Genomic DNA, 24,833 nt, shown 5'->3' with positions numbered 1-24,833 from the left:
GTGTTGATGTGATTAGTTTCCGGTGCCGCGCAAGCTGCGGCAGTTGGTGGGCCATCGCGGCGTCGCGGTGCGGATCGCGCGAGGATGTCGAGTTGTTCCGGCGCCGCAGGTCGCCATTTCCCGGCCGACCGGGTGTCACCTGCTGAAACATCCGCTACGACCGCAAACCACCCACTTCGTCGGCTTCCTCGCCGAGACAGCGACCGGATAGGACAAACTGGCGAAATCAACGCGCGACACGGCCCGATAGCCTGACCAGACCAACAACTTCAACCACCTGAGCAGGGCTGATATTCCGCCGGCGATCGGGCAGCCGACGAGGTTCGCACACATGGTGCGCCTACGTCGGGCCGCACGGTCGAAAGCCAAGAATGTCGGCTACCGGTTTTGGTTGCCATACCGATGATCAGGGGTTCTACGATGGGGACCATCATTCTCGGCCAATTTGCTTCCTGAACGTCGTCGAGCCCCAGTCCGGATGCCCGGATCAACTCGAGGATGGCGCGGTTGCAGCGGCAGCCCTGCGCGAATCGGCGCCGGGGGACTTCGAGGCGGTCTTGCCACCGGGCAAGTCGCGACGACTTCGAGCGGCCGTGTTCGATGAACAACGCACTTCGTAGTCGACGGTGTCTCCGGTGAAAGTCATATCGGTCCATAGGGGCGTTGCACCGCGGGCAGGCTATCGGCATCGGGTCTCGCAGCTCACTGGGGCCAGCCGCGACCTTGCAGCCGGCGGCGACGGAGAGCTCGTTAGCGTAGAAGGTCTACCAACCAGGAACACGTTCCTTCCCGTATGTGAAGGACCGGCGGTTCATGGTTTCTACTGCGGGGCAGAGTGGGCAGGTGCCGATCCAAAGGACAAGGGCGCGTTGGACTTTGCGCTGGATGGATCGCCCCGGCTTTGGTGGAGACCTGAGTCGAGCCCGATGCCTGCGACGCGGCACTCCAGTGGGGGCGGAGTCGGCCGCGGCGATCCGGCGCGTTTGATGGCGTCTGCCGGAACAGATCTAGAGATCCGTCGTCAAGTCGCGTACGCGAGAGGGGACTCGTCCCCCTCGATGCGGCAGATTTACCTAACCCGGGTGTTCGATGACCTCCAACATAGGTGGACTCCCTACTGTTTTCAACGATGCCGCGCTGGAATTTGAAGGTAATGCGTTGCAGCTGAGTATCTTCCGAGTTCAGTTCGGAACTGGCCGCACCGCCGCAGCTTCTCCTCGATGCAGGACCGATTGGCGGTCGCGCCGGCCGAGGGCCCGTCGCGGACGGCCCCTTCGATCACATCGCACCGGCGCGGTGGATCCACCAACTACGCCAGTTGGTGATCGCTCGTGGCGCGCTGTCCAACCATGATTGGCAGCTGGACCATTCGGAGCACTGGCCGTCCATGCCGCCCTGCCGCAAAAGCGCTCAGCGAGCCTGCTGGGACCGTCGGTCACCGCCGCGATCCGGTGGGGCGAACTCGCCGATGTCTGCGGCAACACCTACGCCGCTGAAAGTGATGGGTGGGGTCACAATACGCGGCGCAACGGTTCCAGTCGGTGGTTCAGAGCTTATCGGCGAGCACGTCGAGCTTGCTGATTTCGGGCGGGGTAGCGAAGAGTTCGTCGGCGCGTTCGCCGAGGGCCTTGCCGACCGGCCCATCGAGATGTGTTTCACGGGCGGTCTGATCTGGGAATGCGTCGATGATGCCGAACGTCGAGGGGCCGAACCGTACCGCGAACCAGGGCTTCGTGCCCGGCTCTTGCTCGACGAGTGGCAACGCCGATCGGAGGAATTCCTCGACCGCGGTTTCCTTGCCGGGTTTGGCTTCGAGCCGGACCAGCAGCGCCTTGGTGGCCATGTCGGATCTCCTGTTCGAGGTGGTGGACATGGTCCAGCATCACACCATCGACCTGTGAAGGGAAGGAGCCGGTCGAGCCCGCGAATCAACGAAACCAATCTCAACCCCTAGCGATCGTGGAGCCATAAGAGGAGACTTCACCATGGAGGGAATACGACGCCTGGAGTGCACTCACGTCGCCGTGACGCGAAATATGGTGGTGTGCCAACGTTTTGGTGTGGTTGTCGGCTCCGTGCGCTGTTGCGTCGTCTGCCCCAGAAACACGATTCATTCGGCCGGTCGCTCGCATGTAGCCGCCTGTGGCCACCGGGCCGGGCATCAACCGGAAACGCCGCATGTGAGGGAGTGTCGAGATGAAAGCGCTTGTGTACGACGGGCCACGTGAGGTCCATGTGAAGGATGTGCCCGATGCGAGGATCGAGCAGCCGACCGATGTCCTGGTAAAGATCACCAGCACCAACATTTGCGGATCGGATCTACACATGTATGAGGGCCGCACCGATCTGGAGCCCGGGATGGTCCTCGGTCACGAAAATTTGGGGATCGTCGCAGAGGTGGGCAATGCGGTGGTCAAGGTCTCGGCCGGGGATCGGGTGTGCCTGCCGTTCAATATCGGCTGCGGTTTCTGCCGAAACTGCGAGGAAGGTCTGACCGCGTTCTGCCTGACGGTGCACCCGGATCCGAAGATGGCCGGCGCCGCATTCGGTTTCGCCGGGATGGGACCGTTCTGGGGCGGACAGGCGGAGTATCTGCGGGTGCCGTTCGGCGACTTCAACTGTCTGCGGCTGCCCGAGGACGCGCAGGACAAGGAAACCGACTACGTGATGCTCTCCGACATCTTTCCCACCGGATGGCACTGCACCCGCCTGGCCGACATGCAGCCCGGCGATTCGATGGTGATCTACGGGGCCGGGCCGGTCGGTCTGATGGCGGCATACTCGGCGATGATCCAGGGCGCGAGCAAGGTGATGATCGTCGACCGTCACCCCGACCGGCTGCGGCTCGCCGAGCAGATCGGGGCCATACCCATCGACGACTCCACCGGTGACCCGGTCGAGCAGGTCCTCGATCAGACCAACGGGCGCGGCGCCGACAAGGGTTGTGAGTGTGTCGGGTACCAGGCGCACGACCCGCAAGGTCACGAAAACGCCGCGATGACGATGAACCGGCTCGTCGACTCGGTGCGCTTCACCGGCCACATCGGCGTGGTCGGCATCTTCCTGCCCCAGGACCAGAACGGCCCCGACGAACTCGAACGTCACGGCAAGATCGCCTTCGACATGGGCAAATTCTGGTTCAAGGGGCAGAAGGTCGGTACCGGACAGGCCAACGTCAAGCACTACAACCGGCAGCTGCGCGACCTGATCCACGAGGGCCGGGCCACACCGTCCTGGATCGTCTCTCACGAGCTCCCGCTGGCCGAGGCCGAGTCCGGCTATCAGCATTTCGATGCCCGGGACGACGGATGGACCAAGGTCGTCATGCATCCGTGAGGCGTCCCGGACCGAGAGGAGCACAACCATGGCAACGACACTGCAGGGCAAGCGGATCGCGATACTGGTTGCCGCCGGGGCCGACGTCGTGGACGAAGAGGTCGCGATCGACGGGAACCTGATCTCGAGCCGCTCGCCCGACGACCTCCCCGCGTTCTGTCGGGCCATCGTAGAGCAGTCCGCGAAGCCCCGAGGGAGTGCGTGATGACAGTGAACCAGACCTCGGTGTCCCTCGGCGATGCGCAGCGGATGATCGCCGCCGGACAGGCCAAAGCCGACGAGATCGAGTCGCCGTCGAACATTGCGGTGGTCGATGCCGGCGGCAACCTCGTCGCCCACGTGCGGATGGATGGTGCCTGGATCGCCAGCATCGACATCTCGATCAACAAGGCGTTCACCGCGCGGGCGCTGGACATCTCGACCGAGCACCTCGCGGCCGACGCGGGTCCGGGCGGACAGTTCTACGGGATACACGCCTCCAACGGGGGGCGCATCATGATCTTCGCCGGCGGTGTGCCGCTGCGGCGCAACGGCCAGGTCGTCGGCGCGGTCGGCGTCAGCGGTGGCACCGGAGAGCAGGACAAGACCGTCGCCGAGGCGGCCGTGGCGGCGATGTGAGCAGTGAACTACGTCGATACGGCGAGGTCGCGCGCGGATAACCTTGTGAGCAGGGTCTCCGGTGGCTGACCGGCACCGGCTGGGACACCCCGCCCGCACCGCGCTGCCCGACCACCCACCCGCAGTAGGGCAGTCGTCGATGCGGAGGACTCGGGACTGCTCAATTCGGCCTAGCTGAAGTCTCCGGGCTCGTCATAATCCTGCGCACGGCAGACTGGGGCTACCTGTGCTTCCACGAGAGCACCGGCACGCTGTGGCCCTGCTACGAGGAGAACGTCCTAGCCGACCGGGTGCACCGCCTCGGCGACATCTGGGACGTCGACCGCGACATCTACGTCTACTTCAACAACGATCCCGATGGCGCGGCCATCCACAACGCGATCCGCTTCGCCGCCGTCGTTCGCTCCGCCGGTTGGCCGGTCACCCGGACACCCGCACCGCTACCCCTGGTCACCGACCCGCCCGAGGTGTCGCGGGAGTGGGACACCCCGTGGTGAGGACGTTCGCGTGCTGCCACCTTGGCGGCAGCACGTTCACCGAACTCCTGTCGGCGCGTCTCAGCGCGGCAGAGCCGCTGTGCTTTGCTGTCGAAGCGCCCCACCAGGTACTGCATGGGCGCGGCGCTGGACCTGATCGTCACTCTGCGGTTCGTGCCGCGACGCCTCGGGCGGGTCGGACTCACGCATCCGTTCGCGGGCCGAATCGTTGTGCGATGTCTGTGATTACGGCGGGGTCCGCCAGCGTCGTGGTTTCGCTCGGCTCGCGACCGTCGGCGATGTCCCGCAGCAGCCTGCGCACGATCTTGCCCGACCTGGTTTTGGGAAGCTCTGGCACCGAGTGGATTTCGCGGGGGGTAGCGATCGGGCCGATTGCTTCGGCCACATACCGGCGCAGGTCGTCGGCGGTGGGCGGATCGGCCTCACCGCGCGCCACGACGAACCCGATCACGCGCTGGCCGGTCAACGCGTCGGATGCGCCGACCACCGCCGCTTCGGCCACCGCAGGATGGGCGACCAGGGCCGATTCGATCTCCGCCGTCGACAGGCGGTGGCCGGAGACGTTCATGACGTCATCGGTGCGGCCGAGGATCCAGATATCGCCGTCGGTGTCGTACCGGGCGCCGTCACCTGCGAAGTAGTCGTCGTGCGCGGCGAAGCGATCCCAGTAGGTCGTTCGGAACCGCTCGTCGTCGCCCCAGATCCCGCGGGCCATGGCGGGCCAGGGGCTGTCGATGACGAGATATCCGGACGCGCCGGGAGAGACCTGCCGCCCCTCGTCGTCGACGACCTTCGCCCCGATGCCGGGCAGCGGTCGTTGTGCGGCACCAGGTTTCGGCGCACGGAGCCCGGGCAGCGGCGCGACCATGATCGCCCCGGTCTCGGTCTGCCACCAGGTGTCGACGATCGGGCTGCGCCCGCCGCCGACATGCTGGTGATACCACAGCCACGCCTCGGGATTGATGGGCTCGCCGACGCTGCCCAGCACCCGCAGGCTGGACAGGTCGTAGCGGGCCGGAATCTGCTCCCCCCATTTCATGAACGTCCGGATGAGGGTAGGCGCGGTGTAGTAGAGACTGACGCGGTAGCGCTGGATGATCTCCCAGTGCCTGCCCTCGTGTGGGACGTTCGGCGTGCCCTCGTACACCACTTGGGTGGTCCGGTTGGCCAGCGGCCCATACACCAGATAGGTGTGGCCGGTGATCCAGCCGATGTCGGCGGTGCACCAGTAGACGTCGCTGCCGGGGCGATGGTCGAACACGATGCGGTGCGTATAGGCGGCTTGAGTGAGATAGCCGCCGCTGGTGTGCAGGATACCTTTCGGTTTCCCCGTCGTGCCCGAGGTGTAGAGGATGAACAGGGGATGCTCGGCGTCGAAGGATTCGGCGTCGTGGTGGTCGGATGCGTCGCGCAGGAGGTCGTGCCACCATATGTCGCGGCCGTTCTGCCAGGGCGTGTCATCGTCGAGGTCAGCCCCGACGCGGCGCACCACAATCACCCTCTCGACACTGTCCGCGTCGACCAGTGCCTCGTCGACCTTCTCCTTCATGGGTACTGCCCGTCCGCGGCGGTACTGCCCGTCCGCGGTGACGACCACCCTGGCGCGTGCGTCGTCGACGCGCGCCCGCAACGCCGCCGGGGAGAATCCGGCGAAGACGACGCTGTGCACCAAGCCCAGACGGGCGCACGCGAGCATGGCCACGATCGCCTCCGGGATCATCGGCAGCTGAATCGCGACCCGGTCGCCGGCGCGCAGGCCGAGTCCAGCCAGCGCGTTGGCGGCCTGCTGCACCATCCGGTGCAGGTCACGATAGGTGATGTCACGGGTGTCGCCGGGTTCGCCGACCCAGTGGACCGCCACCTGGTCGCCGTATCCGGCCTCGACATGTCGATCCACGCAGTTGTAGGCGACGTTGAGTCGGCCGCCATCGAACCAGCGCGCGATCGGGGGCCTCGACCAGTCGAGGACGTGCTGCCACGGCTCGTCCCAATGCAGGCGGCGGGCCTGTGCCGCCCAGAACGCCTTTCGGTCGGCCTCGGCGCGGGCGTACAGTTCGGCGCCGGAGTCGTTGCCGTGCGCGGGGTGTGCGGGAGTGAGGTGGTTCACCTGGTCGTCCATGGCGGGCAGTTTCCAGAGCGCCGGTTGGCAACAGGTTGGGCGTCCCCGGGACGCTGCTTGCACCCGGCGCAGTGTGATGCATGATGTAGACACACGAGAATGTGACGAGGAAGACATCGCGAGATGGCAGACCACAGCACCCTCTCGCAGCTGCGAGCTGCATTGGAGCAGGAATGGGCCCGCTGGATTCCCGGCCACGCACCCGCGCCGGCGAGTTCGCGGCTGCGTGGTGAGGTGGCACAGTCGTGGATGCGGTCGCTGCTCGACGTCGACCCCGGCCGTGACAGCGCGCCCACCGCGCCCGGTGATATCGCGCCGCGCTGGGCCGAGTCGCCGCTGCGTGCGCCGGTCACCGAGCTGGCCGACCAGTTGCACGGCATCACGCACGATGCCGGGTACGTCGCCGCGGTGACCGACGAGGCGGGCACGATCCTGTGGTCCTACGGCGGCATGGTCATGCGCCGCCGCGCCGAGCGCGTCAACTTCGCACCCGGCGGACGCTGGGGCGAAATGCACATGGGGACCAACGCGTTGTCGCTCGCCTTGCAGACCGGCAAGCCGAGCAAGGTGTTCTCCGCCGAGCATCTAGTCGCGGCCCTGCACGGCTGGGTCTGCTATTGCGCGCCGATCCGTGGCGCCGACGGGCGCCAGCTCGGTGTGCTCGATCTGTCGACGACTTGGGATCGCGCGCATCCGCTGGCGATGTCTACCGCGCAGATGCTTGTCAGCGCGATCGAGAACCGACTGCGGGCGGGGGCCGCGCAAGCGGCGGAGAGCGGAATGCGGTTGACCAGCCTCGGTTCCGCCCGCGTTCTGCGCGACGGCAAACCAGTGCGGTTGCGCCCCAGGCAGATCGAGATCCTCACCCTGCTCGCCCTCGAGCCCGAGGGCTTCACCCATGAGCGGCTGCACTACGCAATCTACGGGGACCGCCCGGTCACCTCGAGCACTTTGAAGGCGGATGTGTCGCATCTGCGGCGCGAGACCGGCGGCGAGATCGCCAACCGTGTCTATCAATTGACCGTCCCGCTGACCTGCGACGCCGTCGACCTGGCCGCCGCGCTGGAGGCTGGGAACACGGCCGAGGCGGTGCGCCTGTACCGCGGTCCGCTGCTGCCGGGATCGGAAACTCCCGGAATCGTCGAGTGGCGTGAGTATTTCGAGGTCGGCGTCCGGACGGCGGTGCTGGCCAGCACCGATCCCGAGTATGCGCTGCGCTACGGCGAGCGGGTGCCTGACGACATCGCGGTACACGAGCATGCCCTGCGATTGCTGCGTCCCGACGACACGCGTCGCGCTGTCGCTGTGGCCCGCCTGCACGCCGCGCTGCGGTCTTGACCGGCGGTAACCGGCCGGTGGCGGGTTGTCAAACCTTCTGCCAACCCTCGCTGCGGATAGTGGTGCGCATCACGGCCGAGTGGTCGTGTGATGCACAGCTCGACTCAGCGAGGAGTATCAGTCATGGCCTACGCCAAGCCCGGTTCGGACGGCAGCATCGTCAGCTACGCCGCCCGGTACGACAATTTCATCGGAGGCGAATGGACCGCTCCGGTCGAGGGCCGCTACTTCGAGAACGCGTCCCCCGTCGACGGCGAAACCTTCTGTGAGGTAGCGCGTTCCACCGCTCCCGATATCGAGCTCGCCCTGGATGCCGCGCATCGGGCCGCCGAGCCGTGGGGCGCGACGTCGGTGGCCGAGCGCGCCAATATCCTCAACAAGATCGCCGACCGGATCGAGGAGAACCTCGAGGCGATCGCGGTCGCCGAGACCTGGGAGAACGGCAAGCCGGTCCGCGAAACCAAGGCGGCCGACATCCCGTTGGCGGTGGATCACTTCCGCTACTTCGCCGGTGCCCTGCGGGCACAGGAGGGCGGCATCTCCGAGCTCGACGCCGACACAGTGGCCTATCATTTCCACGAACCGCTGGGCGTGGTCGGCCAGATCATCCCCTGGAACTTTCCCATTCTCATGGCGACCTGGAAGCTGGCTCCGGCGTTGGCGGCCGGAAACGCGGTGGTGCTCAAGCCCGCCGAGCAGACCCCGGCTTCGATTCTGAAGGTGGTGGAGCTGGTCTCGGATCTGCTGCCGCCGGGAGTTCTCAACGTGGTCAACGGTTTCGGTGTCGAGGCGGGCAAGCCGCTGGCGTCGAGCCCGCGGGTGGCCAAGGTGGCGTTCACCGGCGAGACCACCACCGGCCGGTTGATCATGCAGTACGCCAGCGAGAACATCATCCCGGTCACCCTCGAACTGGGTGGCAAGAGCCCCAACGTCTTCCTGCCCGATGTGATGGCCGCCGACGACGAGTTCCTGGACAAGGCCGTCGAGGGTTTCGTGATGTTCGCCCTCAACCAGGGCGAGGTCTGCACCTGTCCGTCTCGGGCACTGGTGCATTCGTCGATCTACGACGAGTTCATGGCCCGCTGCGTCGAGCGCACCAAGGCGATCAAGAGCGGAAATCCGCTCGACGATTCGACCATGATCGGCGCCCAGGCGTCCAACGACCAGTACGAGAAGATCCTGTCCTACATCGACATCGGCCGCAGGGAGGGCGCGCAGGTGCTCACCGGCGGCGGGCCGCGCAAGGTCGAGGATTACCCCAACGGGTACTACGTCGAGCCCACGATCTTCTCCGGCCGCAATGACATGCGGATCTTCCAGGAGGAGATCTTCGGTCCGGTGGTGTCGGTGACCACCTTCGACTCCACCGAGGAGGCGCTGCGGATCGCCAACGACACGCTCTACGGCCTCGGCGCGGGCGTGTGGACTCGCGATATGAACACCGCCTACCGCCTGGGTCGCGGTATCAAGGCGGGCCGGGTGTGGACCAACTGCTACCACGCCTACCCGGCGCACGCGGCGTTCGGCGGCTACAAGAAGTCCGGCATCGGCCGTGAGAACCACGCCATGATGCTCGACCACTATCAGCAGACCAAGAATCTGCTGGTTTCCTACTCGCCCAAGAAGCTCGGATTCTTCTGATGGCCGAGGGCCTCGCCCGGGTGGAACTGACCGAATCGGCGGAATCGCTGCTGCGCAGCCTGATTCGGCGTCACGGTCAGGTCATGTTCCACCAGTCGGGCGGCTGCTGCGACGGCAGCGCCCCGATCTGCTACCCAGTCGGGGAGTTCCGGGTCGGGGGCTCCGATGTGCTGCTCGGGCACGTCGGTGACCAGACGCCGTTCTGGATGAGCGCTGACCAGTACGAGTACTGGAAGCACACCTTTCTGACAGTGGACGTGGTGCCCGGCCGGGGGAGCGGGTTCTCACTGGAGGCGCCCGACGGCGTGCGCTTCCTCATCCGCTCGCGACTGCTCGACGACGAGGAGTACGCGAAACTGCAGGCCGGTCCGCTCCCGAGAACGGGCGCGGACCCGGCTGGATAGCGGGGGCGCGCGGAGCAGCCTCGAGCCGCCCCTGGCTCCACCGCCTGGAATGCTGCCCTTCCTTCCCGCGCGAAGGGAGGGCAGCCCCTCGGCGCCGGTCGGCCCGGTCGTTCACCCACTGTGGCGAACGACCGGGCCGACCGGCATTTCTCATTTCTGGGCGGGTGAATTTCGCTGCCGAACAATGGTGAAATAGCGCGCGAGCGTCGAATGCCGTTGCCTGCCACCCTCTCCGATCGGGCAGTCCGGGGTTGGTCTTTCGGTCGGGTGGCCGGTTCCGGTCGCATGGTTTGCCGGAATTCGCCTGTCGCGGCTGTGGCCGCGGTCATAGCGTCGCAGGGGCCGGTGCGATTCCGGACCGTCTGTATTTCCCGAAAGGACTGTGCCATGCAGGTCGACGAGCTGATCAAGCCGTTTCCCATCAAGGAGTTTCACCCGTTTCCGCGAGCGCTGCTCGGTCCGGGCGCGCACGAGATCATCGGCCCGGAGGCACTGAAACTCGGATTTCGGAAGGTGCTGGTAATGACCAGCGGCCTGCGCGGTACCGATATCGTGCCCAAGATCGTCGGTTCGCTCGAATACCACGGACTCGAGGTCGTGCTCTACGACAAGGTCGAATCGAATCCGAAGGACTACAACGTCATGGACGCCGTGGCGCTGTATCAGGAGAACGATTGCGACAGTTTCGTTTCCATCGGCGGCGGGTCCTCGCACGACGCTTGTAAGGGCGCGCGCATCTCGATCGCGCACGACGGGCGCAACATCAACGAGTTCGAGGGCTTCAACAAGTCGGAGAATCCGAAGAACCCGCCGCACATCGCGGTATCCACCACGGCGGGAACGGGCTCGGAAACGTCGTGGGCGTATGTCATCACCGATACCACCACCGATCCCGGCAATCCCCACAAGTATGTGGCATTCGACGACGCGTCGGTGGCGACTCTGGCGATCGACGATCCGGTGCTGTATTTCGACTGCCCGACCGATTACACCGCGCAGTGCGGTTTCGATGTGCTCGCGCACGGTTCGGAACCGTATGTCTCCCGGCTGAATTTCACGCCCTCCATCGGTAATGCGCTGCAGTCGATCAAACTGGTCGCCGAGAATCTGCGCACGGCCACCTGGAATCCGGCGGAATTGTCCGGCCGCGAAGGCATGATGTACGCGCAATACATTGCCGGGCAGGCATTCAACTCCGGCGGACTCGGCATCATCCACTCGATCTCGCACGCGGTGTCGGCGTTCTACGACACTCACCACGGGCTCAACAACGCCATCGCGCTGCCGCGCGTGTGGGCCTTCAACATGCCGGTCGTCTACAAGCGCTTCGCGGAGATCGCCGGCGCCATGGGCGTCGACACCCACGGGATGACCGACGTGCAGGCCGCCGATGCCGCCCTGGCGGCGGCGATCCGGCTGCTGCGCGATGTCGGCATCCCGGAGAAGTTCACCGACATCACCCAGACCAGCTACTCGAAGAACCGGCTGGGTCAGGGCCCGACCAAGTTCTACCAGAACGCCGCGGTCATCAAGGGCGACGACGAGGACGTCGATCGGATCACCCGCCACGTGCTCGGCGATGCCTGCACTCCGGGCAACCCCAAGGAGTGCACGTTCGAGACGGTGCGGCCGGTGGTCGAGCACTGCATGAACGGCAGCCTCGACGACCTGCTCAGCTGACCGTCTCCGGTGCGCGGACGGAGACCCGTACTCCGTCCGCGCACCGTTCCTGTCCCGGAAAGGACTGCCGATGAATCACTTCACCGACGTCGAGGACGTGCGCCGGGCGCTGTCCGAGACCGGATACGTCGCCGACGCGCGCCTGGCCACCACGGTGTTCCTGTCGGCGCGCCTGGACAAACCACTGCTGATCGAGGGACCCGCCGGAGTCGGCAAGACAGAACTGGCCAAGGCGCTGGCCGCCGCGACCGGCCGCCGTCTGTTGCGGTTGCAATGCTATGAGGGGCAGGACGAAACCCGCGCGCTGTACGAGTGGGATTACGGCAAACAGCTGCTGTACACACAGATGCTGCGCGAGAAGATCGGCGACCTGCTCGCCGACACCGACTCGGTCGACGCCGCGGTGGAACGCATCGGCGCCTACGACAGCGTGTTCTACTCCGAGCGCTTCCTGAGTCACCGGCCGCTGCTCGAGGCGGTGCGCTCCGAACAGCCGGTGGTGCTGCTCATCGACGAGGTCGACCGCGCCGACGAAGCCCTCGAAGCAGTACTGCTGGAAATGCTCGGCGAATACCAGATCTCGGTACCCGAACTGGGCACCTTCCGCGCCCGGCACACGCCGCTGGTCATCCTCACCTCCAACAACACTCGCGACCTGGCCGCCGCCCTGAAACGCCGCTGCCTGCATCTGTTCGCCGACTATCCTTCCGAGGAGCGGGAATTGGAAATCATCCGCTCCAAGCGCACCGGCCTGGACGACGCGCTCGCGGCCGAACTGGTGCGCATCGTGCGCGGGTTGCGCGCGCTCGACATGCGCAAGGCCCCCGGCATTTCCGAGACGGTGGACTGGGCGCGCACGCTGGCCGTGCTCGAGGTGCGCGCGCTGTCGCGGCACGTGCTTACCGACACCCTGTCGGTCGTCGCGAAATACGACAAGGATCTGCGGCTCGCGGTCGAGGCGCTGCCCAGCCTGCTCGCCGGCGAAATACCGGCGGGACAGCCGGATTCGCTCGACGACGGCGGCAGGGTGCGCGCGGGCAAGGACGCGCCGGGCCGCTTCGACGAGGGCTACTACGGCGCGCATGCCCGCAACCTGGCCCGGTCTGGCGTGAGCGCCAGTCAGGGCGCGCTGTCGTTCGCCCGCCGCCGCGGAGTGTAGGGAAACGCCATGGAAGCGACCGTGCATAGATTCGCGAATATCCTGCGGCGCTGGGGGATCCGGGTATCGGCGGCCGAGATGGCCGACGCCATGCGGGGCGCGGCCCAACCGGGAGTGCTTGCCGACCGGGAAACCCTGCGCTGGACCCTGCGCGCGGCCCTGATCAAGGATCAGCGCGACGACGAACTCTTCGGTGACCTGTTCGATGTGTACTTCGCGCTGCTCGACGCGGAACCCGCCGCCCCCAGCACCGCCACGGCGGCGACGGCCGAATTGACGGGGGCGGACGAATCCGCCATGCCCACCGCGGATCCGGCGTCCTTCGAGCTGGCCGAGGAGGCCGCCGCCGCCACTCCCGGCGACGGCGCACGACCCGAGGACGTCCGGCACCTGTTCGACACCGAGCAGTTGGGCCGCCGGTTCAACCTCAGCCAGGACGACGGCATGATCGATCTGTCCGCGCCGAGTGAGGAGATCGCCTTCTCCCAAGGCAATCAGGTGGTGGGCGCCGACGGATACCGGCTGCAGTTCGACGCCCGACGGCTGCACACCGGCGCCGCGCCCGGACAGCTCAGCGGTGGTGCGGGCGCCGAGGTCGATCTGCGGCTGGGGTCGGCCGATCAGCAGGCGCTGCTCGAATGGCTCGGCGCGCCCGAGGATCTCGACGCCGCGGCCGCCCGGGAGCAGGCTTGCCTGCTGGGCGACCTCCCGGCGGCGCTGCGCCGCCATGCCGAATCCCTGCTGCGGCTGCGCCGCCGCGACCACGAGGCCGGGCCGCGCCGCGGAGCCGACCTGCCGTACCTCGGCGCGGCCGAGCGGCTCGAACTCGAACAGGCGCTGCGCCGGATCGCGCGCTCGCTGCGGGGCGCGCCTACCCACCGTCGCCGGGTTGCGCGTGCCGGTCGCGTGGACGCAGCGCGAACCATGCGGCGCTGCCGCCGTTTCGACGGGGTGCCGTTCGCCCCGGTGACGGTCCGCCGCGCTCAGGACCGTCCACGGTTGCTGGTGCTCGCCGACGTCAGCCTGTCGGTGCGTGCCACCGCGCATTTCACCCTGCATCTGGTGCATTCCATGCAGGACGTGTTCGCGCAGGTCCGCTCGTTCGCTTTCGTCGCCGAGACGGCCGAGATCACCGGGCTGCTCGCCGAGGACGGGGGCGGGCGCGCGCTGGGGGCGCTGTTCGGTGGCGATCTCCTCGACACCGACGCCAATTCCGACTACGGGGCGGTCTTCCGCGCGCTGCTGGCCGAACATTCCGGCGCGCTCACCCGGCGTACCACCCTGCTGGTGCTCGGTGACGGCCGCGGCAACGGCAACGATCCGGGCCTGGCCGAATTCGAGGAGATCACCCGGCGGGTGCGCGAAACCGTCTGGCTCACACCGGAACCGCGCTACTCCTGGCGGCTGGGCAGCTGTGACATGGCCGCCTACGCCGAGCGCTGCGACCGGGTGTCGGTGGTGCGCGGCCTGCGGGAACTGGTGGACGTGGCGGAGCTGCTCGACGCGGCGGTCGGTTGATGAGGGGGCCGGTCGCCCCGCCGCCGGACCCGCTCGCGGAATCACCGGAACTGCCCTACGACGACGGCGTGGTGCGGGTGGCGGCGCTGCGCCCGGGGCACGCCACGTCCGGGGTGGACACCGTGCACTTCCGGGTGCACGCCCGGGCAGGGCGGGTGGTGGTGCACCATAGGCTGCCGCCGGAGCGGGTGGACAACGACATCGCGGAACTGATTGCCGATGAACTGTTCCGGACCGGGCTGGTCGCCGGCACCGACATGTTCGAGCGGATACTCGTCGGCGTCGTCCGTTCCAGTGTGGAGGGCGAGCTGCCGGCGTGGGACGTCTTCTACCGCAACACCCTGGCCAAGATCCGCGGCCACTGGGCTGGGACCTGGGAATCGGGGACCCAGCTGGCGGGCATGGCTCCCGTGTACCGCCGCGCGGCCGATCTGGTGGTGCCGGGCCGGGCGCTCGACATCGCCTCCTGCTTCGGGTTCTTCCCGATGCTGCTGGCCGAGACCGGGCGCACGGTCGTCGCCAGCGATCTGTCGCGCGGCGGCATGCGGCTGCTGGCGGCGGTGGCCGCCCGCCGCCGCGTCGAGGTCGGCACGCTGACGTGTGACGCGGCCGCGGTTCCGTTGCCGCCCAAGTCGGTTCCCGCGGTCACGGTGCTGCATCTGCTCGAGCATCTGGATCCCGAACACGCCCGTGCGGTGCTGGCCGAGGCCATCCGGATCGCGCAGCGGCGGGTGGTCGTCGCGGTGCCGCTCGAGGACGAGCCGGACCCGGTGTACGGGCATGTGCGGACCTTCGATCTGCCGGAATTGCAGGTGTTGGGCCTGGAAACCGGTCTGCCACATACTGTCTCGGAGTACCACGGCGGCTGGCTGGTGCTCGACATCGACTGAGGCGAGGGCGGTGGCTACCCGATCGTGGGCAGCCACCGCGTCACCGCGGCGTCCAGATCGGCGCTCCAGCGGTCGAGTACGGCGGCCCCGCCCTCGGGCGTGGCCCGCGTCGGGTCGCCCAGCACGCCGTTCGCGCTGACCGCGCGTACCCCGCCGGAACGCAGGCGATCCATCAGCTTCGCAAGGGATTCGGTGTTGCCACGGCGGCGCGGTCGAGATGGACCAGATCCGGCCGCAGACGCAGCATGCCCGAGGTCTCGAGGTGCCCGGCATGGCTGTCGTCGGGTCGGCCGGTGGGCGACCAAGCCAGTACGCGACGGCCCTCTCGACGCAAGGTATCCGCCGCGGCCCGCCAACGGTGTGAGATTGCCGCCGTGGCCGTTGACGAGCACGACCCCCGCGAAAGTATCGGCGGAGCGCACCAATTCGACGATCGGCAACTCGACCGCGGCGCGGCCGATGGACAGCGATCCGGTGAATCCCGCGTGCTCGCCGCTGGACCCGTGGGGCACCCCGGGCGCGGCGAGGATCTGCGGCCGGGCCGCGCAGAGTCGGCGACACAGTTCGGTCGCGATGGCGGTGTCCGTGCCCAGCGGCAGATGCGGGCCGTGCTGTTCGGTCGCCCCGAGCGGCACGGTCAGCACGGTCGGCGCTGGCCGGGCCGCTGCCTCCGTCGTGGTCAGCTCGTCGAGGGGCGTGCGCGCTTCTCGGGCGCGGTCGAAGCGCCCGGCCGCGCGGCGAGATCGGGTAGCAGTGGGGCGAGGGTGCGGGCCCGCAGGCAACCGGCCCATACACCGGCCGAGTAGGCCAGATCCTCGGCGAGCCGCAGCAGCCACCAACTCGGCGGACGCCGTCCGGCGACCGCCTCCACCGCGAGTGGCAGCAGGGCTACCAGCACGGCGCGTCGGCCGGTGCGGGTCAGCAGCGCCAGGGGCCACCAGGTTCGGCGCACCGCGTCGGCCAGCGCCCGGCCACCGAGTAGATGTCCCCGGCCGGCGATCGAGCAGGCCACCGCGGGCGGCAGGCCGTGTCGCCGCAGCCGGTGCTGCGCCACCGCGGTGGTCGTCACGGCCGCGATCCCGGCGGGCAGCGGGCGACCTGTTACCAGCAGCGCCCAGATCACGGCGCTCCACGGTTTGACACTAGCGCACGCGAGGCGCCCCGGATGCCGCCGCGCCAGCGCAGCAGCGGAGGTGCCGTAGTCGAATCGCTGTGTCAGCCAGGCGCGCAGTGTCCGGCGCGGCCGATGCCGGACCACGGCGCCGGGGTGGTAGCGAATCAGGAATCCGGCGTCGGCGAGTCTCCAGACCAGGTCGACGTCCTCGCCGAACCGCAACCGCTCGTCGAATCCGCCGACTGCCCGCAAGGCCGAGCGGCGCACCAGCAGCGCCGCCGAGGGCACGTAGCCGATTCGGCTCAGCGGCCGCACCACGCCTTGGGTGGCGCCCATGTCGAGTGCGCATCGAGTCGCTTCGTAGTGCGACAGCAGCGCCGTCGTCCTCGGGACGGGTGTGTCCGTCGTCGCCCGCACGCGCGGCGCGACGGCCGCGACCGCAGGATCGTCGAACAGGGGCACAAGCGCGTCCAGCCAACCGGTTTCGGGCTCGACGTCGGAGTCGACGAAGGCGATGAGGTCGGTGCGCGCCTCGCGCCATCCGGTGTTGCGGGCCGCCGCCGGGCCCTGTGGTGTGTCGTGGCGCAGGTGGGCGGCGGTGGCGGGCGGTCTCGAGCCGTCGTCGACGACGAGGTGATGGCGGAGCGAGCGCGTGCGTGCCAGCAGCCGCTGGACTCCAGCCGGGTTGTCGCGCACCGGAATCACGAGGGTCACGTCCGCGGTGGTGTGAACGCGGCCGCCTCCCACCGGGTGGATGACCCCGGCATCGAGCAGCCGCCGGGCCAGTGTCCGCGCCGCGGGGTCGTCCCCGATCGGCGCGCCGTCGAGCCAGCGGCCCAGCAGCTCGGCGCCCGCGCGTGAGAGCCGCACCAGCCGCAAAGGCGATCCGCCGACCAGCAGTCGGCCCTCGGCATGGCGCCGCACGGTGGCATCGGGTGCTACCCGCATCCACGGTGGGGGTAGCGGATTCTCTTGTACAGCAGTGGAATTGGGTTCACGGGCGATGGTCACGGCACGAATCCTCCGTCGGCATGGATGACGGTACCGTTCACCGCGGCGGAGTCGGCTCCGCACAGCCAGGTGACGACGGCGGCCACCTCGTTCGGCGCGAGCAGGCGGCCCAGCGGCTGATGGTCGGCGAAGAGCTCGACGGTATCGAGTCCGTACAGGCGGGCGGTCTCGGTGAGCATGTCGGTGCGGGTGGACCCGGGGGACACCGCCGTCGCGGTGATCCCGCTGCCGCGCAGATCGTGCGCGAGCCCCTTGATGAGTCCCACCACCGCGTGCATGGCGGCGTTGTAGCCCGCCAGCTGTGTCATGCCGTGGTGCGCGGCCGACGAAGCCAGTGTCACGAACCGACCCGAGCGCGGGCGCGGGCGGCGCAGTAGCGCGGGCACGGCGGCCCGCGCGAGATTGGCCACACCCCGCACATCGATGTCGAACAGCGCCTCCCACTGCCGATCGTCCATGTCCCACAGCGGTTTTCCGCCCGACATGACCGCGGCGGCCCCGACCGCCGCGTCCAGGCGGCCGAAGGACGACGCCGCGAACGCGACCGCCGAACGCAGCGCGGCCGGATCCTGGACGTCGGCGACAACCGGGAGGACGGTGTCCGGATGGGCCTCGGCCAGCGCGGTCAGCTGCCGGCGGGTCGCCAGCGGATAGTCCAGGCGTGGATCGTCGGCGCAGCGGTCCACCGCCACCACCGACCAGCCGGCCCAGGCCAGCCGGTGCACCACGGCGGCGCCGATGCCCCGCGTCGCGCCGGTGACCACGGCGACTCGGGCGGTCACTACATGCCTCGCGTGAAGCTGTCCGGCATCAGCACATCGTCGGCGGTGAGCTCCTGCACCGAGGCGCGGCCGAGCCCGTACAGGGTGGAATCGATGCCCTGACGCAGGATTTCGAGAACATTGTGCACCCCGCGTTCCCCGCCCGCGGCCATGCCCCACAGGTAGGGGCGTCCGATCATCACGGCCCGGGCGCCCAGCGCCAGCGCCTTGACCACATCGCTGCCCCGGCGCACGCCGCCGTCGAGCACCACCTCGACCCGATCACCCACCGCCGCGGCCACCGCGGGCAGCGCCCGGATCGCGGCCGGGGTCGAATCCATGTTGTTGCCACCGTGATTGGACACCGAGACGGCGGTGGCACCCACGTCGACGGCGCGGCGGGCGTCCTCGGGACGGTAGATGCCCTTGATCATCAGCGGGCCGTCCCACTGGTCGCGCAGCCACGCCAGATCCGCCCAGTTCGGCGGCGGGGTGCCCATCCACTCGCCGTACGCGCCGAAGAAGGTGGGACCGGTTTCGCCGGGGCCGACCAGATTCGGGGTGGTCAGGTCGGGCAGTCGCCCCGACCGCGCGAACCGCCACAGCCAGCCCGGCCGGGTCAGCACCCGCGGGGCGAAACGGATCGCGGTCGCCAGGTCGATCCGCTCGGGCAGCGGCGGGCTGCCCCAGTCACGCGCGGTGGCGAAAACCCAGTCCAGGGTGACGATGAGGCCCTTGGCTCCGGCCCGCTTGGCCCGGTCCAACCGGGCCAGCATGGCCTCGCGGCTGCCGAGCCAGTAGACCTGGAAGAAGACCTTGTCGTTGGCTGCAATGACGTCTTCGATCGGCTTGGAGGCGAACGAGGACAGCCCGAGCGCGGTGCCGGAGGCGGCTGCCGCGCGGGCGACGGCGACCTCCCCGGCCGGGTCCACGGCCTGCACGCCGGTGGGTGAACAGATCACCGGCAGCGAAAGCTGCTGACCCATCAGCGTCGTCGCTTGATCGCGGACGCTGGGCAGGTCGGCGATGTGCGGTCGCAAACCCAGTTCGGCGAAGGCGGCGGTGTTGTCGGCCAGCGTCACGCCGGCTTCCGACCCGGCCAGCAACGCGCGGTACACGGGTTCGGGCACCCGCTTGCGGGCGCGCTCGCGCGCCTCGGCGACGGTCTCGAACCAATCCTTGCTACTTGCCATGATGAATGTCCTTGCGGTTCAACGTGTTCAAATGAGGGGGCTGGTGTCGCAGGGCCGGTCGGGCAGCAGTCCGACGCTCGGCAGGCCCAGGGCCACCGACCGGGGCCGCGCCGCCGCGGTCCGCGAATGGTCCTTGTCCGGTTGCGGACGCGCACCGGCAGCGGCGAGCGTGAATTCGCCGTTGCCCCGGACACATTCGGGGTCGGGTCCGTCCAGCGGCAGGCCGGTGAAGAACTTCGCGGCCATGCACCCGCCCTGGCAGGCGTCGAAGGCCGAGCACGACACGCACGCGCCGCCGCCCTGCGGTTCCCGCAGCCGGGTGAACAATTCCGAAGTGCGCCAGACGTTCTCGAAGCCGCCCGGATCGCGGACATTGCCGGCGAGGAACTGATCGTGAATGGCGAAGGGGCAGGCGTACACATCGCCCACCGGATCGATCAGGCACACCACGCGGCCCGCGCCACACAGGTTCAGCCCCGGCAGTGGGGTGGAACCGAGTGCGTTCAGGTGGAAGAACGAATCGCCGGTGAGGACGCCCTCCCCGTGGTCGACGAGCCAGTCGTAGAGTCGCAGCTGCTGTTCGGCGGTCGGGTGCAGCTGCGGCCAGACGTCTGCGCCGCGCCCGGAGGGCCGCAGGCGGGTGATGCGCAGCTGTGCGCCGAAACGATCGGCGATGGCCTTGAATTCGTCGAGCTGGCCGACATTGTGGCGGGTCATGACGACCGAGATCTTGAAATTCTCGAACCCGGCCGCGGCGAGATTCTCCATGGCGCGGCAGGCGGTCGCGAACGAACCCGGACCGCGCACGGCATCGTTGACCTCGGCGGTCGCGCCGTCGATGGAGATCTGGACGTCGACGTAGCCGGTCGTCGCCAACCGTCGCGCCCGCTCCTGGGTGATGCGAACTCCGTTGGTGGAGAACTTGACTCCGACGCCCTGGTCGACGGAATAGTCCAGCAGCTCCCAGAAGTCCGGGCGCACAGTGGGTTCACCGCCGCCGATATTCACATAGAAGACCTGCATGCGCCGCAGCTCGTCGATCACCGCCCGGCCTTCGGCGGTCGAGAGCTCCCGCGGATCGCGCCGGCCCGAGGACGACAGGCAGTGCGTGCACGCGAGGTTGCAGGCGTAGGTCAGCTCCCAGGTCAGGCAGATCGGTGCGTCCAGCCCCTGTTTGAAATGCTCCACCAGTTTCATCGTTTTCTCCTGATTGCGGGCGGCCCCGCGGTGCGGGATGCGCCCGGCGTCAGCCTCGGCGGCGAGGCTCGATCGTTCCGGTCGCGGCCAGATCGGTCAGCGCGGCCAGATAGCGGGTGTGCTCGGCGGCCGGGACGTGCGCGGCGGTCAGTGCCGCAGCCACGTCGTCGTGCTCGGCCAGCCCCCGAACCACGCGCACCAGATCGGGGGTCTTGAGGAAGGACAGCCTGCGGGTGCCGTAGTCGTAGAGCAGCGCGCCGAACGGCTCGGGCCGCACCGCCACCGACGGGGCGAGACGGTACGGCCGGGCCGGGTCGAAGCGCGCGGTGTCAGTAGACACCGCACATCCCGTCGATCGAGACGTCCTCCACGAGCAGGTCCTGCTCGACGGCCACGGCGTCGGTGCTGGATTCACTCATTTCGTTCATATCTGGCTCCTTGTGAGACGGTTCGATGATGTGACCTGGACGTTAGGGATGGTCGCGGGGGATGAGAACGAAACAGCGCCGGAACCGTTCGAACGCCGATCGCTACCTGTCCGATCGGCCAGGTGCCCTCCGGACCCACCGGACGGTGTGTCGGCTCTCACATCCGGTTAGCCTGGGAAGTGCTCGGCAATGCGGCCGAGGCTTTCAGGAGGAATCGCGGTGGCTCAGTGACTCGACCGATCTTGGGGGAGCAGGGTCTGGACGCGTGGTCGGGGTCGCTCCCGGAGCCCGGGGCCTCGGCGGAACCAGCGGAGCTCACCGGCCCTGGCGCCTGTGCCGTGGGCGGGACCACCGCGCCCGAACTGGCGAAATTCCACGCGCCCGAAGTGGTGTTCGGCCCTGGCGCGCTCGCCGAATTCGGCCACTGCGCGCGCCGGGTAGGAGCGCGCAGACCTTTCCTGGTCACCGATCCCGGCATCACCGAGGCGGGGTGGGCCGCCGAGGCTGTGGCCCATCTGCAGCACGTGGGGCTGCAGCCGGTGGTGTGGTCGCGGATCACGCCGAACCCGAAGGATCACGAGGTCACCGCAGCCTACGAGCACTATGTGGAGACCGGCTGCGACGTGATCATGGCCGTCGGCGGCGGCTCGTGCATCGACGCGGCGAAAGCGGTGGCCATCCTGTCCGGTAACGGCGGCTCGATCCTGGACTACGCCGGGGTCGACCGGGTGGTGCAGCCCATTCCCCCGATGGTGATGGCACCCTCGACCTCGGGCACCGGCGCGGATGTCTCGCAGTTCGCGATCATCACCGACACCGTCGAGCGCACGAAGATCACCATTCTGAGCCGGACCCTGGTGCCGGACATCTCGATCGTCGACCCGCGGCTGCTGACCACCATGCCCGACGACCTGAATGCTGCCACCGGACTCGACGCGCTCACCCACGCCGTCGAATCGTTCGTCTCCCGGGCACACAACCGGCTCACCGACCACCACGCGCTGCACGCGGTGCATCTGATCACGAGCAATCTGCGCCATGCCATCACCCATCCGCGTCGGTCCGAGCCCCGGATCGCGATGGCCCAGGGCGCGCTCGAGGCGGGCATGGCCTTCACCAACGCGATCCTGGGCATCACGCACGCCATGAGCCATCAGGTGGGCGGTCTGCTCGACGCGCCGCACGGGGTGGTGAACGGAGTGCTGCTGCCGCACTGCATCCGCTTCAACGCCGAGACCGATCCGACCCGCTACGTGCCGCTCGCCGCCGCGGTGGGCATCGATGTCACGCGCCTGCCCGCCGCGGAGGCCGCCGACGTGCTGGCGCAGCGGATCCGCGAGCTGGCCGACGAACTCGGCATACCTCGCGGCCTCGGCGAGCTCGGAGTCACCACCGCGGATCTGCCCACGCTGGCGCGTACCACGCTCGGCGACGCCTGCCTGACCACCAATCCGAGGTCGGTTGCCGCAGAGGATATCGAGGCCCTGTTCCGGCGGGCTCTATGAGCGTCGAATTCCCGCTGCCTACAGGGCATTACGAGGCCGATGCGATCACACCCGATCTCGGCACGCTCACCGGCGTGCGCTCGGGCAAGCGCTCGTACTACACCGCGTACGTGCGCTCGGCCGAGCGGCTCGAGCGCACCATCCAGGCGCTGGACCGGATTTCGCGGGCCTTGGTGCGGACCGCGGAGGGGCCGCGCGGGCTGGTGGAGGCCGTACTGCGGGCGGCAGCGGACCATCTGCAGGCCGACTGGCTGCTCGTCGCCGTCGCGGACGGTGCACTGCCGGCGGCACGCCCGCGGTTCCTGCTGCTGACCGGCGATGGGGTCGTGGACGACGAGGGTCGGCTGCCCGCGGAGGTCGCCGAACACCTGCGCGTGCTGCGGAGCCGGCCCTGGGAAGCCGAACAGTGCCCGCAGCGGCCGGTCGTGCGCGTGATGATGACCGTCGACGGTGAACCGGTCGGCGGCATCGCCGGTCTGCCGGGCCGAGAGGTGGACGTCGCCGACACCGATCTGGCGCTGCTTCGGGTGCTGGCCAATCAAGTGGCCGTGGCGCTGCACAATTCGTTCCTGCTGCACGCCACCACCCGGTTGCGCGGCCGCGCCGAGCAGCTCACGGAGACGGCCGCCCAGCACGCCCGTGATCTGGCCGAACGCGATGCTCAGCTGGCGCTCACCCAGCAACGCCTGACCGAGGCCATGCAGCGGCAGGTGCTCGACGACGAACGCCACCGCATCGCCCGGGAATTGCACGACAGCGTCACCCAGGACGTGCTTTCGGCGGGCATGACCGTCGAGATCTGCCGCTCCGAACTCGCCGCAGTCGGCGGGAACGACGCTGTCGTCGAAAAGCTCACGGCGGCAAAGGAACTCACACGTCTTGCGGTGGAGCGGCTGCGGGCGGCCATCTACGCGCTGCATCACGCCGCCGACGAGACGCCCGGTTCGCTGCCGGAGATGCTGGAACGGCTGTCCAACGTGCACCTGCCCAGCGATCTGAAGGTGTGCGTCACCGTGATCGGAGAGCAGGTGGCGCTGCCCGACGACGCCGGATACTCGCTGCTGCGCATCACCGGCGAGGCGCTGTTCAATACGGTCGCGCACGCCGAGGCGACGCAGGCGCACGTGCGGCTGCTCTACTATCCCGACCGCATCGTGCTCACCGTCTCCGACGACGGCGCCGGTGATCCAGCCCAGCTGCGCAGGCTGCTGCGTATGACCTCGACGGCAGATCTGGCCGGATCGCATCGCGGACTGGCCAATATGTGGGCGCGGGCGGCCGAATTGGGCGGGGGCATGTCCATCCGCCGTTCCCAATTGGGCGGGGTGATGATCAGGTTCGAGATCCCGCTGCCCGTGACGACCGAGAGGGAGAGCATGTCGTGAACGCGCGGGTGCCGATAACCACTGTGCCGCAACAGGTTCCGCAGCAACTGCGGATCGTCCTGGTGGACGACCACGCCATCATCCGCCAGGGCCTGCGCTCCATCCTCGAGCGCGAGGTCGACCTGCACGTCGTCGGCGAGGCAAGTACCGCCGCGGACGCGCTGGCCGTGGTCGAGCAGCAGTGCCCCGACATCGTGCTGCTGGATCTCAAACTCGGCACCGGTGCCGATACCGAAGGATTGCAGGTGTGTTCGGAGCTGACAGCCCGGTTCCCGGGCGTCGGCGTGCTGGTGCTCACCACCTTCCTCGACGACCACCTGGTGCTCGAGGCGGTTCATCGGGGCGCCAAGGGCTATGTCATCAAGGACGTCGACACCACCGGCCTGATCTCCTCCATCCGCGCCGTCGCCCGCGACGAGAGCGCCTTCGACTCACGGTCGGCCTCGGTCATGATGCGCAGCATCCGGACGGCGCCGGAGGACCCGGCGCTCACCGAACGTGAGCAGGGAGTGCTGGAGCTGTTGGCGCGTGGGCTGAGCAATCGCGAAATCGGTTCTCGCCTCTTTGTTTCCGAGACCACCGTCAAGTTCCACGTGCGCAATCTGATGCGCAAGTTGGCGGTCTCGACCCGCGCCGAAGCGGTGTACGAGGCCAGCAAGATGGGCTTGATCTGAACGACGTCTCAGCGCAGGTGGCGTGGTAGGGGTCGGATGCCTGGGCCGGGTGGAGTCTCGGACGAAGGAACAGTCGGCGAATTCGCCTGTCGTGCTGGGGATCAGGGTGAGCTCGCCGACGGCCGGACGGTACGGTCGGCTTTGCACCACCGATCCGACGATCCACACGCACCGCCACGGCATGATCCGGGTCGCCGCAGAGGGCTTCGCTCAATTCGGTGACGGTGGAGCCCTGGCGCTCTACGCCGCGCCCTGGATCTCGACGCCCGAGAACCGGTATCGGTGCCGGACGGACCTCCTGCCGTCCGGGAAGCGCACGATTCGATCCCAGCCCGTACAACAGCGCCTTCGACGTAGGGAGCAAG

Annotated in this window: 23 protein-coding genes; 14 read left to right on the top strand and 9 right to left on the bottom strand. The window is 68.3% G+C overall.

The genetic code is table 11. From position 1 onward, the window contains the following. Positions 1-1,546: 1,546 nt before the first annotated feature. Positions 1,547-1,843, bottom strand: coding sequence for a putative quinol monooxygenase (locus K7711_RS38515; RefSeq protein WP_222976290.1), 297 nt, complete (start codon positions 1,841-1,843; stop codon positions 1,547-1,549). A 353-nt stretch (positions 1,844-2,196) separates the two neighbouring features. On the opposite strand from K7711_RS38515, the gene K7711_RS38510 reads away from it, so the two are divergent. The 4 genes from K7711_RS38510 to K7711_RS38495 all read left to right on the top strand — a co-directional run bounded on the left by K7711_RS38510 (position 2,197) and on the right by K7711_RS38495 (position 4,451). Further along, complete coding sequence (locus tag K7711_RS38510) at positions 2,197-3,336, top strand: glutathione-independent formaldehyde dehydrogenase (protein ID WP_222976288.1); 1,140 nt, start codon at positions 2,197-2,199, stop codon at positions 3,334-3,336. 28 nt (positions 3,337-3,364) lie between these two features. Further along, positions 3,365-3,541 (top strand): DJ-1/PfpI family protein, encoded by a 177-nt coding sequence (locus K7711_RS38505; RefSeq protein ID WP_268929658.1) that lies wholly within the window; start codon positions 3,365-3,367, stop codon positions 3,539-3,541. Then, positions 3,541-3,954, top strand: a complete 414-nt coding sequence (locus K7711_RS38500) for a GlcG/HbpS family heme-binding protein (protein ID WP_222976286.1) — start codon at positions 3,541-3,543, stop codon at positions 3,952-3,954. Before K7711_RS38505 ends, K7711_RS38500 begins: the two co-directional genes overlap by 1 nt. 194 nt (positions 3,955-4,148) lie before the next feature. Continuing rightward, positions 4,149-4,451: a DUF72 domain-containing protein gene (locus tag K7711_RS38495; protein WP_222976403.1), complete on the top strand. Its 303-nt coding sequence runs from the start codon at positions 4,149-4,151 to the stop codon at positions 4,449-4,451. A gap of 181 nt (positions 4,452-4,632) precedes the next feature. Here K7711_RS38495 and acs read toward each other — a convergent pair whose 3' ends face one another. Next, complete coding sequence (gene acs / locus K7711_RS38490; protein WP_222976284.1) at positions 4,633-6,570, bottom strand: acetate--CoA ligase; 1,938 nt, start codon at positions 6,568-6,570, stop codon at positions 4,633-4,635. Positions 6,571-6,693: 123 nt separating this feature from the next. Here acs and K7711_RS38485 point away from each other — a divergent pair, with 123 nt between their 5' ends. From K7711_RS38485 to mftM, 7 genes are all read left to right on the top strand, one after another. Continuing rightward, positions 6,694-7,908 carry an AfsR/SARP family transcriptional regulator gene (locus K7711_RS38485; protein WP_222976282.1) on the top strand — a complete coding sequence of 405 codons (1,215 nt, stop codon included), beginning with the start codon at positions 6,694-6,696 and terminating at the stop codon, positions 7,906-7,908. A gap of 123 nt (positions 7,909-8,031) precedes the next feature. Next, positions 8,032-9,549 (top strand): aldehyde dehydrogenase, encoded by a 1,518-nt coding sequence (gene adh, locus K7711_RS38480; protein ID WP_222976280.1) that lies wholly within the window; start codon positions 8,032-8,034, stop codon positions 9,547-9,549. Next, the gene (locus K7711_RS38475) at positions 9,549-9,953 is read left to right on the top strand and encodes a DUF779 domain-containing protein (protein ID WP_222976277.1); all 405 of its coding nucleotides are present in this window, start codon (positions 9,549-9,551) and stop codon (positions 9,951-9,953) included. Before adh ends, K7711_RS38475 begins: the two co-directional genes overlap by 1 nt. 387 nt (positions 9,954-10,340) lie before the next feature. Further along, positions 10,341-11,633 (top strand): NDMA-dependent methanol dehydrogenase, encoded by a 1,293-nt coding sequence (gene mdo, locus K7711_RS38470; RefSeq protein WP_222976275.1) that lies wholly within the window; start codon positions 10,341-10,343, stop codon positions 11,631-11,633. Between the two features lie 70 nt (positions 11,634-11,703). Continuing rightward, the gene (locus tag K7711_RS38465) at positions 11,704-12,792 is read left to right on the top strand and encodes an AAA family ATPase (protein WP_222976273.1); all 1,089 of its coding nucleotides are present in this window, start codon (positions 11,704-11,706) and stop codon (positions 12,790-12,792) included. Between the two features lie 9 nt (positions 12,793-12,801). Further along, positions 12,802-14,310, top strand: coding sequence for a VWA domain-containing protein (locus K7711_RS38460; RefSeq protein ID WP_222976271.1), 1,509 nt, complete (start codon positions 12,802-12,804; stop codon positions 14,308-14,310). Then, entirely contained in the window at positions 14,310-15,200 is an 891-nt protein-coding gene (mftM, locus tag K7711_RS38455) for a mycofactocin oligosaccharide methyltransferase MftM (protein WP_222976269.1), read from the top strand. Before K7711_RS38460 ends, mftM begins: the two co-directional genes overlap by 1 nt. 14 nt (positions 15,201-15,214) lie before the next feature. Here the strand turns inward: mftM and K7711_RS38450 are convergent, their stop codons facing one another. The 7 genes from K7711_RS38450 to mftA are packed head-to-tail and all read right to left on the bottom strand — an operon-like array spanning position 15,215 to position 20,904. After that, on the bottom strand, positions 15,215-15,835 hold the full coding sequence (locus K7711_RS38450) for a creatininase family protein (RefSeq protein ID WP_308015136.1): 621 nt from the start codon (positions 15,833-15,835) through the stop codon (positions 15,215-15,217). Positions 15,836-15,879: 44 nt separating this feature from the next. After that, on the bottom strand, positions 15,880-17,325 hold the full coding sequence (gene mftF, locus K7711_RS38445; protein ID WP_308015135.1) for a mycofactocin biosynthesis glycosyltransferase MftF: 1,446 nt from the start codon (positions 17,323-17,325) through the stop codon (positions 15,880-15,882). Beyond that, positions 17,322-18,107 carry a mycofactocin-coupled SDR family oxidoreductase gene (locus tag K7711_RS38440; protein ID WP_222976264.1) on the bottom strand — a complete coding sequence of 262 codons (786 nt, stop codon included), beginning with the start codon at positions 18,105-18,107 and terminating at the stop codon, positions 17,322-17,324. Before K7711_RS38440 ends, mftF begins: the two co-directional genes overlap by 4 nt. Beyond that, entirely contained in the window at positions 18,107-19,279 is a 1,173-nt protein-coding gene (gene mftD / locus K7711_RS38435; RefSeq protein WP_222976262.1) for a pre-mycofactocin synthase MftD, read from the bottom strand. Before mftD ends, K7711_RS38440 begins: the two co-directional genes overlap by 1 nt. A 27-nt stretch (positions 19,280-19,306) precedes the next feature. After that, entirely contained in the window at positions 19,307-20,476 is a 1,170-nt protein-coding gene (mftC, locus tag K7711_RS38430) for a mycofactocin radical SAM maturase (protein ID WP_222976260.1), read from the bottom strand. 49 nt (positions 20,477-20,525) lie between these two features. Further along, positions 20,526-20,816, bottom strand: a complete 291-nt coding sequence (gene mftB / locus K7711_RS38425) for a mycofactocin biosynthesis chaperone MftB (RefSeq protein WP_222976258.1) — start codon at positions 20,814-20,816, stop codon at positions 20,526-20,528. Continuing rightward, complete coding sequence (gene mftA, locus K7711_RS38420) at positions 20,806-20,904, bottom strand: mycofactocin precursor MftA (protein ID WP_372460228.1); 99 nt, start codon at positions 20,902-20,904, stop codon at positions 20,806-20,808. The genes mftB and mftA overlap by 11 nt, the downstream gene beginning before the upstream one ends. A 338-nt stretch (positions 20,905-21,242) precedes the next feature. Here mftA and K7711_RS38415 point away from each other — a divergent pair, with 338 nt between their 5' ends. The 3 genes from K7711_RS38415 to K7711_RS38405 are packed head-to-tail and all read left to right on the top strand — an operon-like array spanning position 21,243 to position 24,468. Continuing rightward, on the top strand, positions 21,243-22,409 hold the full coding sequence (locus tag K7711_RS38415; protein ID WP_222976397.1) for an iron-containing alcohol dehydrogenase: 1,167 nt from the start codon (positions 21,243-21,245) through the stop codon (positions 22,407-22,409). Next, positions 22,406-23,794, top strand: coding sequence for a MadS family sensor histidine kinase (locus K7711_RS38410; protein ID WP_222976256.1), 1,389 nt, complete (start codon positions 22,406-22,408; stop codon positions 23,792-23,794). Before K7711_RS38415 ends, K7711_RS38410 begins: the two co-directional genes overlap by 4 nt. Beyond that, the gene (locus K7711_RS38405) at positions 23,791-24,468 is read left to right on the top strand and encodes a MadR family response regulator transcription factor (RefSeq protein WP_308015134.1); all 678 of its coding nucleotides are present in this window, start codon (positions 23,791-23,793) and stop codon (positions 24,466-24,468) included. The genes K7711_RS38410 and K7711_RS38405 overlap by 4 nt, the downstream gene beginning before the upstream one ends. The last annotated feature ends 365 nt before the right edge of the window (positions 24,469-24,833 follow it).

The organism is Nocardia coffeae (genome assembly GCF_019890715.1).
GTDB classification, from domain to species: domain Bacteria; phylum Actinomycetota; class Actinomycetes; order Mycobacteriales; family Mycobacteriaceae; genus Nocardia; species Nocardia jiangxiensis.
This window is presented reverse-complemented; position numbering and strand designations above follow the sequence as displayed.

Bases quoted from the DNA above. Each gene is read 5' to 3' on its own strand.
- K7711_RS38460 (WP_222976271.1), top strand. From the start codon at position 12,802: ATGGAAGCGACCGTGCATAGATTCGCGAATATCCTGCGGCGCTGGGGG.
- K7711_RS38485 (WP_222976282.1), top strand. From the start codon at position 6,694: ATGGCAGACCACAGCACCCTCTCGCAGCTGCGAGCTGCATTGGAGCAG.
- mdo (WP_222976275.1), top strand. From the start codon at position 10,341: ATGCAGGTCGACGAGCTGATCAAGCCGTTTCCCATCAAGGAGTTTCAC.
- mftC (WP_222976260.1), bottom strand. From the start codon at position 20,476: ATGAAACTGGTGGAGCATTTCAAACAGGGGCTGGACGCACCGATCTGC.
- mftM (WP_222976269.1), top strand. From the start codon at position 14,310: ATGAGGGGGCCGGTCGCCCCGCCGCCGGACCCGCTCGCGGAATCACCG.
- K7711_RS38515 (WP_222976290.1), bottom strand. From the start codon at position 1,843: ATGGCCACCAAGGCGCTGCTGGTCCGGCTCGAAGCCAAACCCGGCAAG.
- K7711_RS38510 (WP_222976288.1), top strand. From the start codon at position 2,197: ATGAAAGCGCTTGTGTACGACGGGCCACGTGAGGTCCATGTGAAGGAT.
- adh (WP_222976280.1), top strand. From the start codon at position 8,032: ATGGCCTACGCCAAGCCCGGTTCGGACGGCAGCATCGTCAGCTACGCC.
- K7711_RS38475 (WP_222976277.1), top strand. From the start codon at position 9,549: ATGGCCGAGGGCCTCGCCCGGGTGGAACTGACCGAATCGGCGGAATCG.
- mftA (WP_372460228.1), bottom strand. From the start codon at position 20,904: ATGAACGAAATGAGTGAATCCAGCACCGACGCCGTGGCCGTCGAGCAG.
- K7711_RS38410 (WP_222976256.1), top strand. From the start codon at position 22,406: ATGAGCGTCGAATTCCCGCTGCCTACAGGGCATTACGAGGCCGATGCG.
- acs (WP_222976284.1), bottom strand. From the start codon at position 6,570: ATGGACGACCAGGTGAACCACCTCACTCCCGCACACCCCGCGCACGGC.
- K7711_RS38505 (WP_268929658.1), top strand. From the start codon at position 3,365: ATGGCAACGACACTGCAGGGCAAGCGGATCGCGATACTGGTTGCCGCC.
- K7711_RS38500 (WP_222976286.1), top strand. From the start codon at position 3,541: ATGACAGTGAACCAGACCTCGGTGTCCCTCGGCGATGCGCAGCGGATG.
- K7711_RS38465 (WP_222976273.1), top strand. From the start codon at position 11,704: ATGAATCACTTCACCGACGTCGAGGACGTGCGCCGGGCGCTGTCCGAG.
- mftD (WP_222976262.1), bottom strand. From the start codon at position 19,279: ATGGCAAGTAGCAAGGATTGGTTCGAGACCGTCGCCGAGGCGCGCGAG.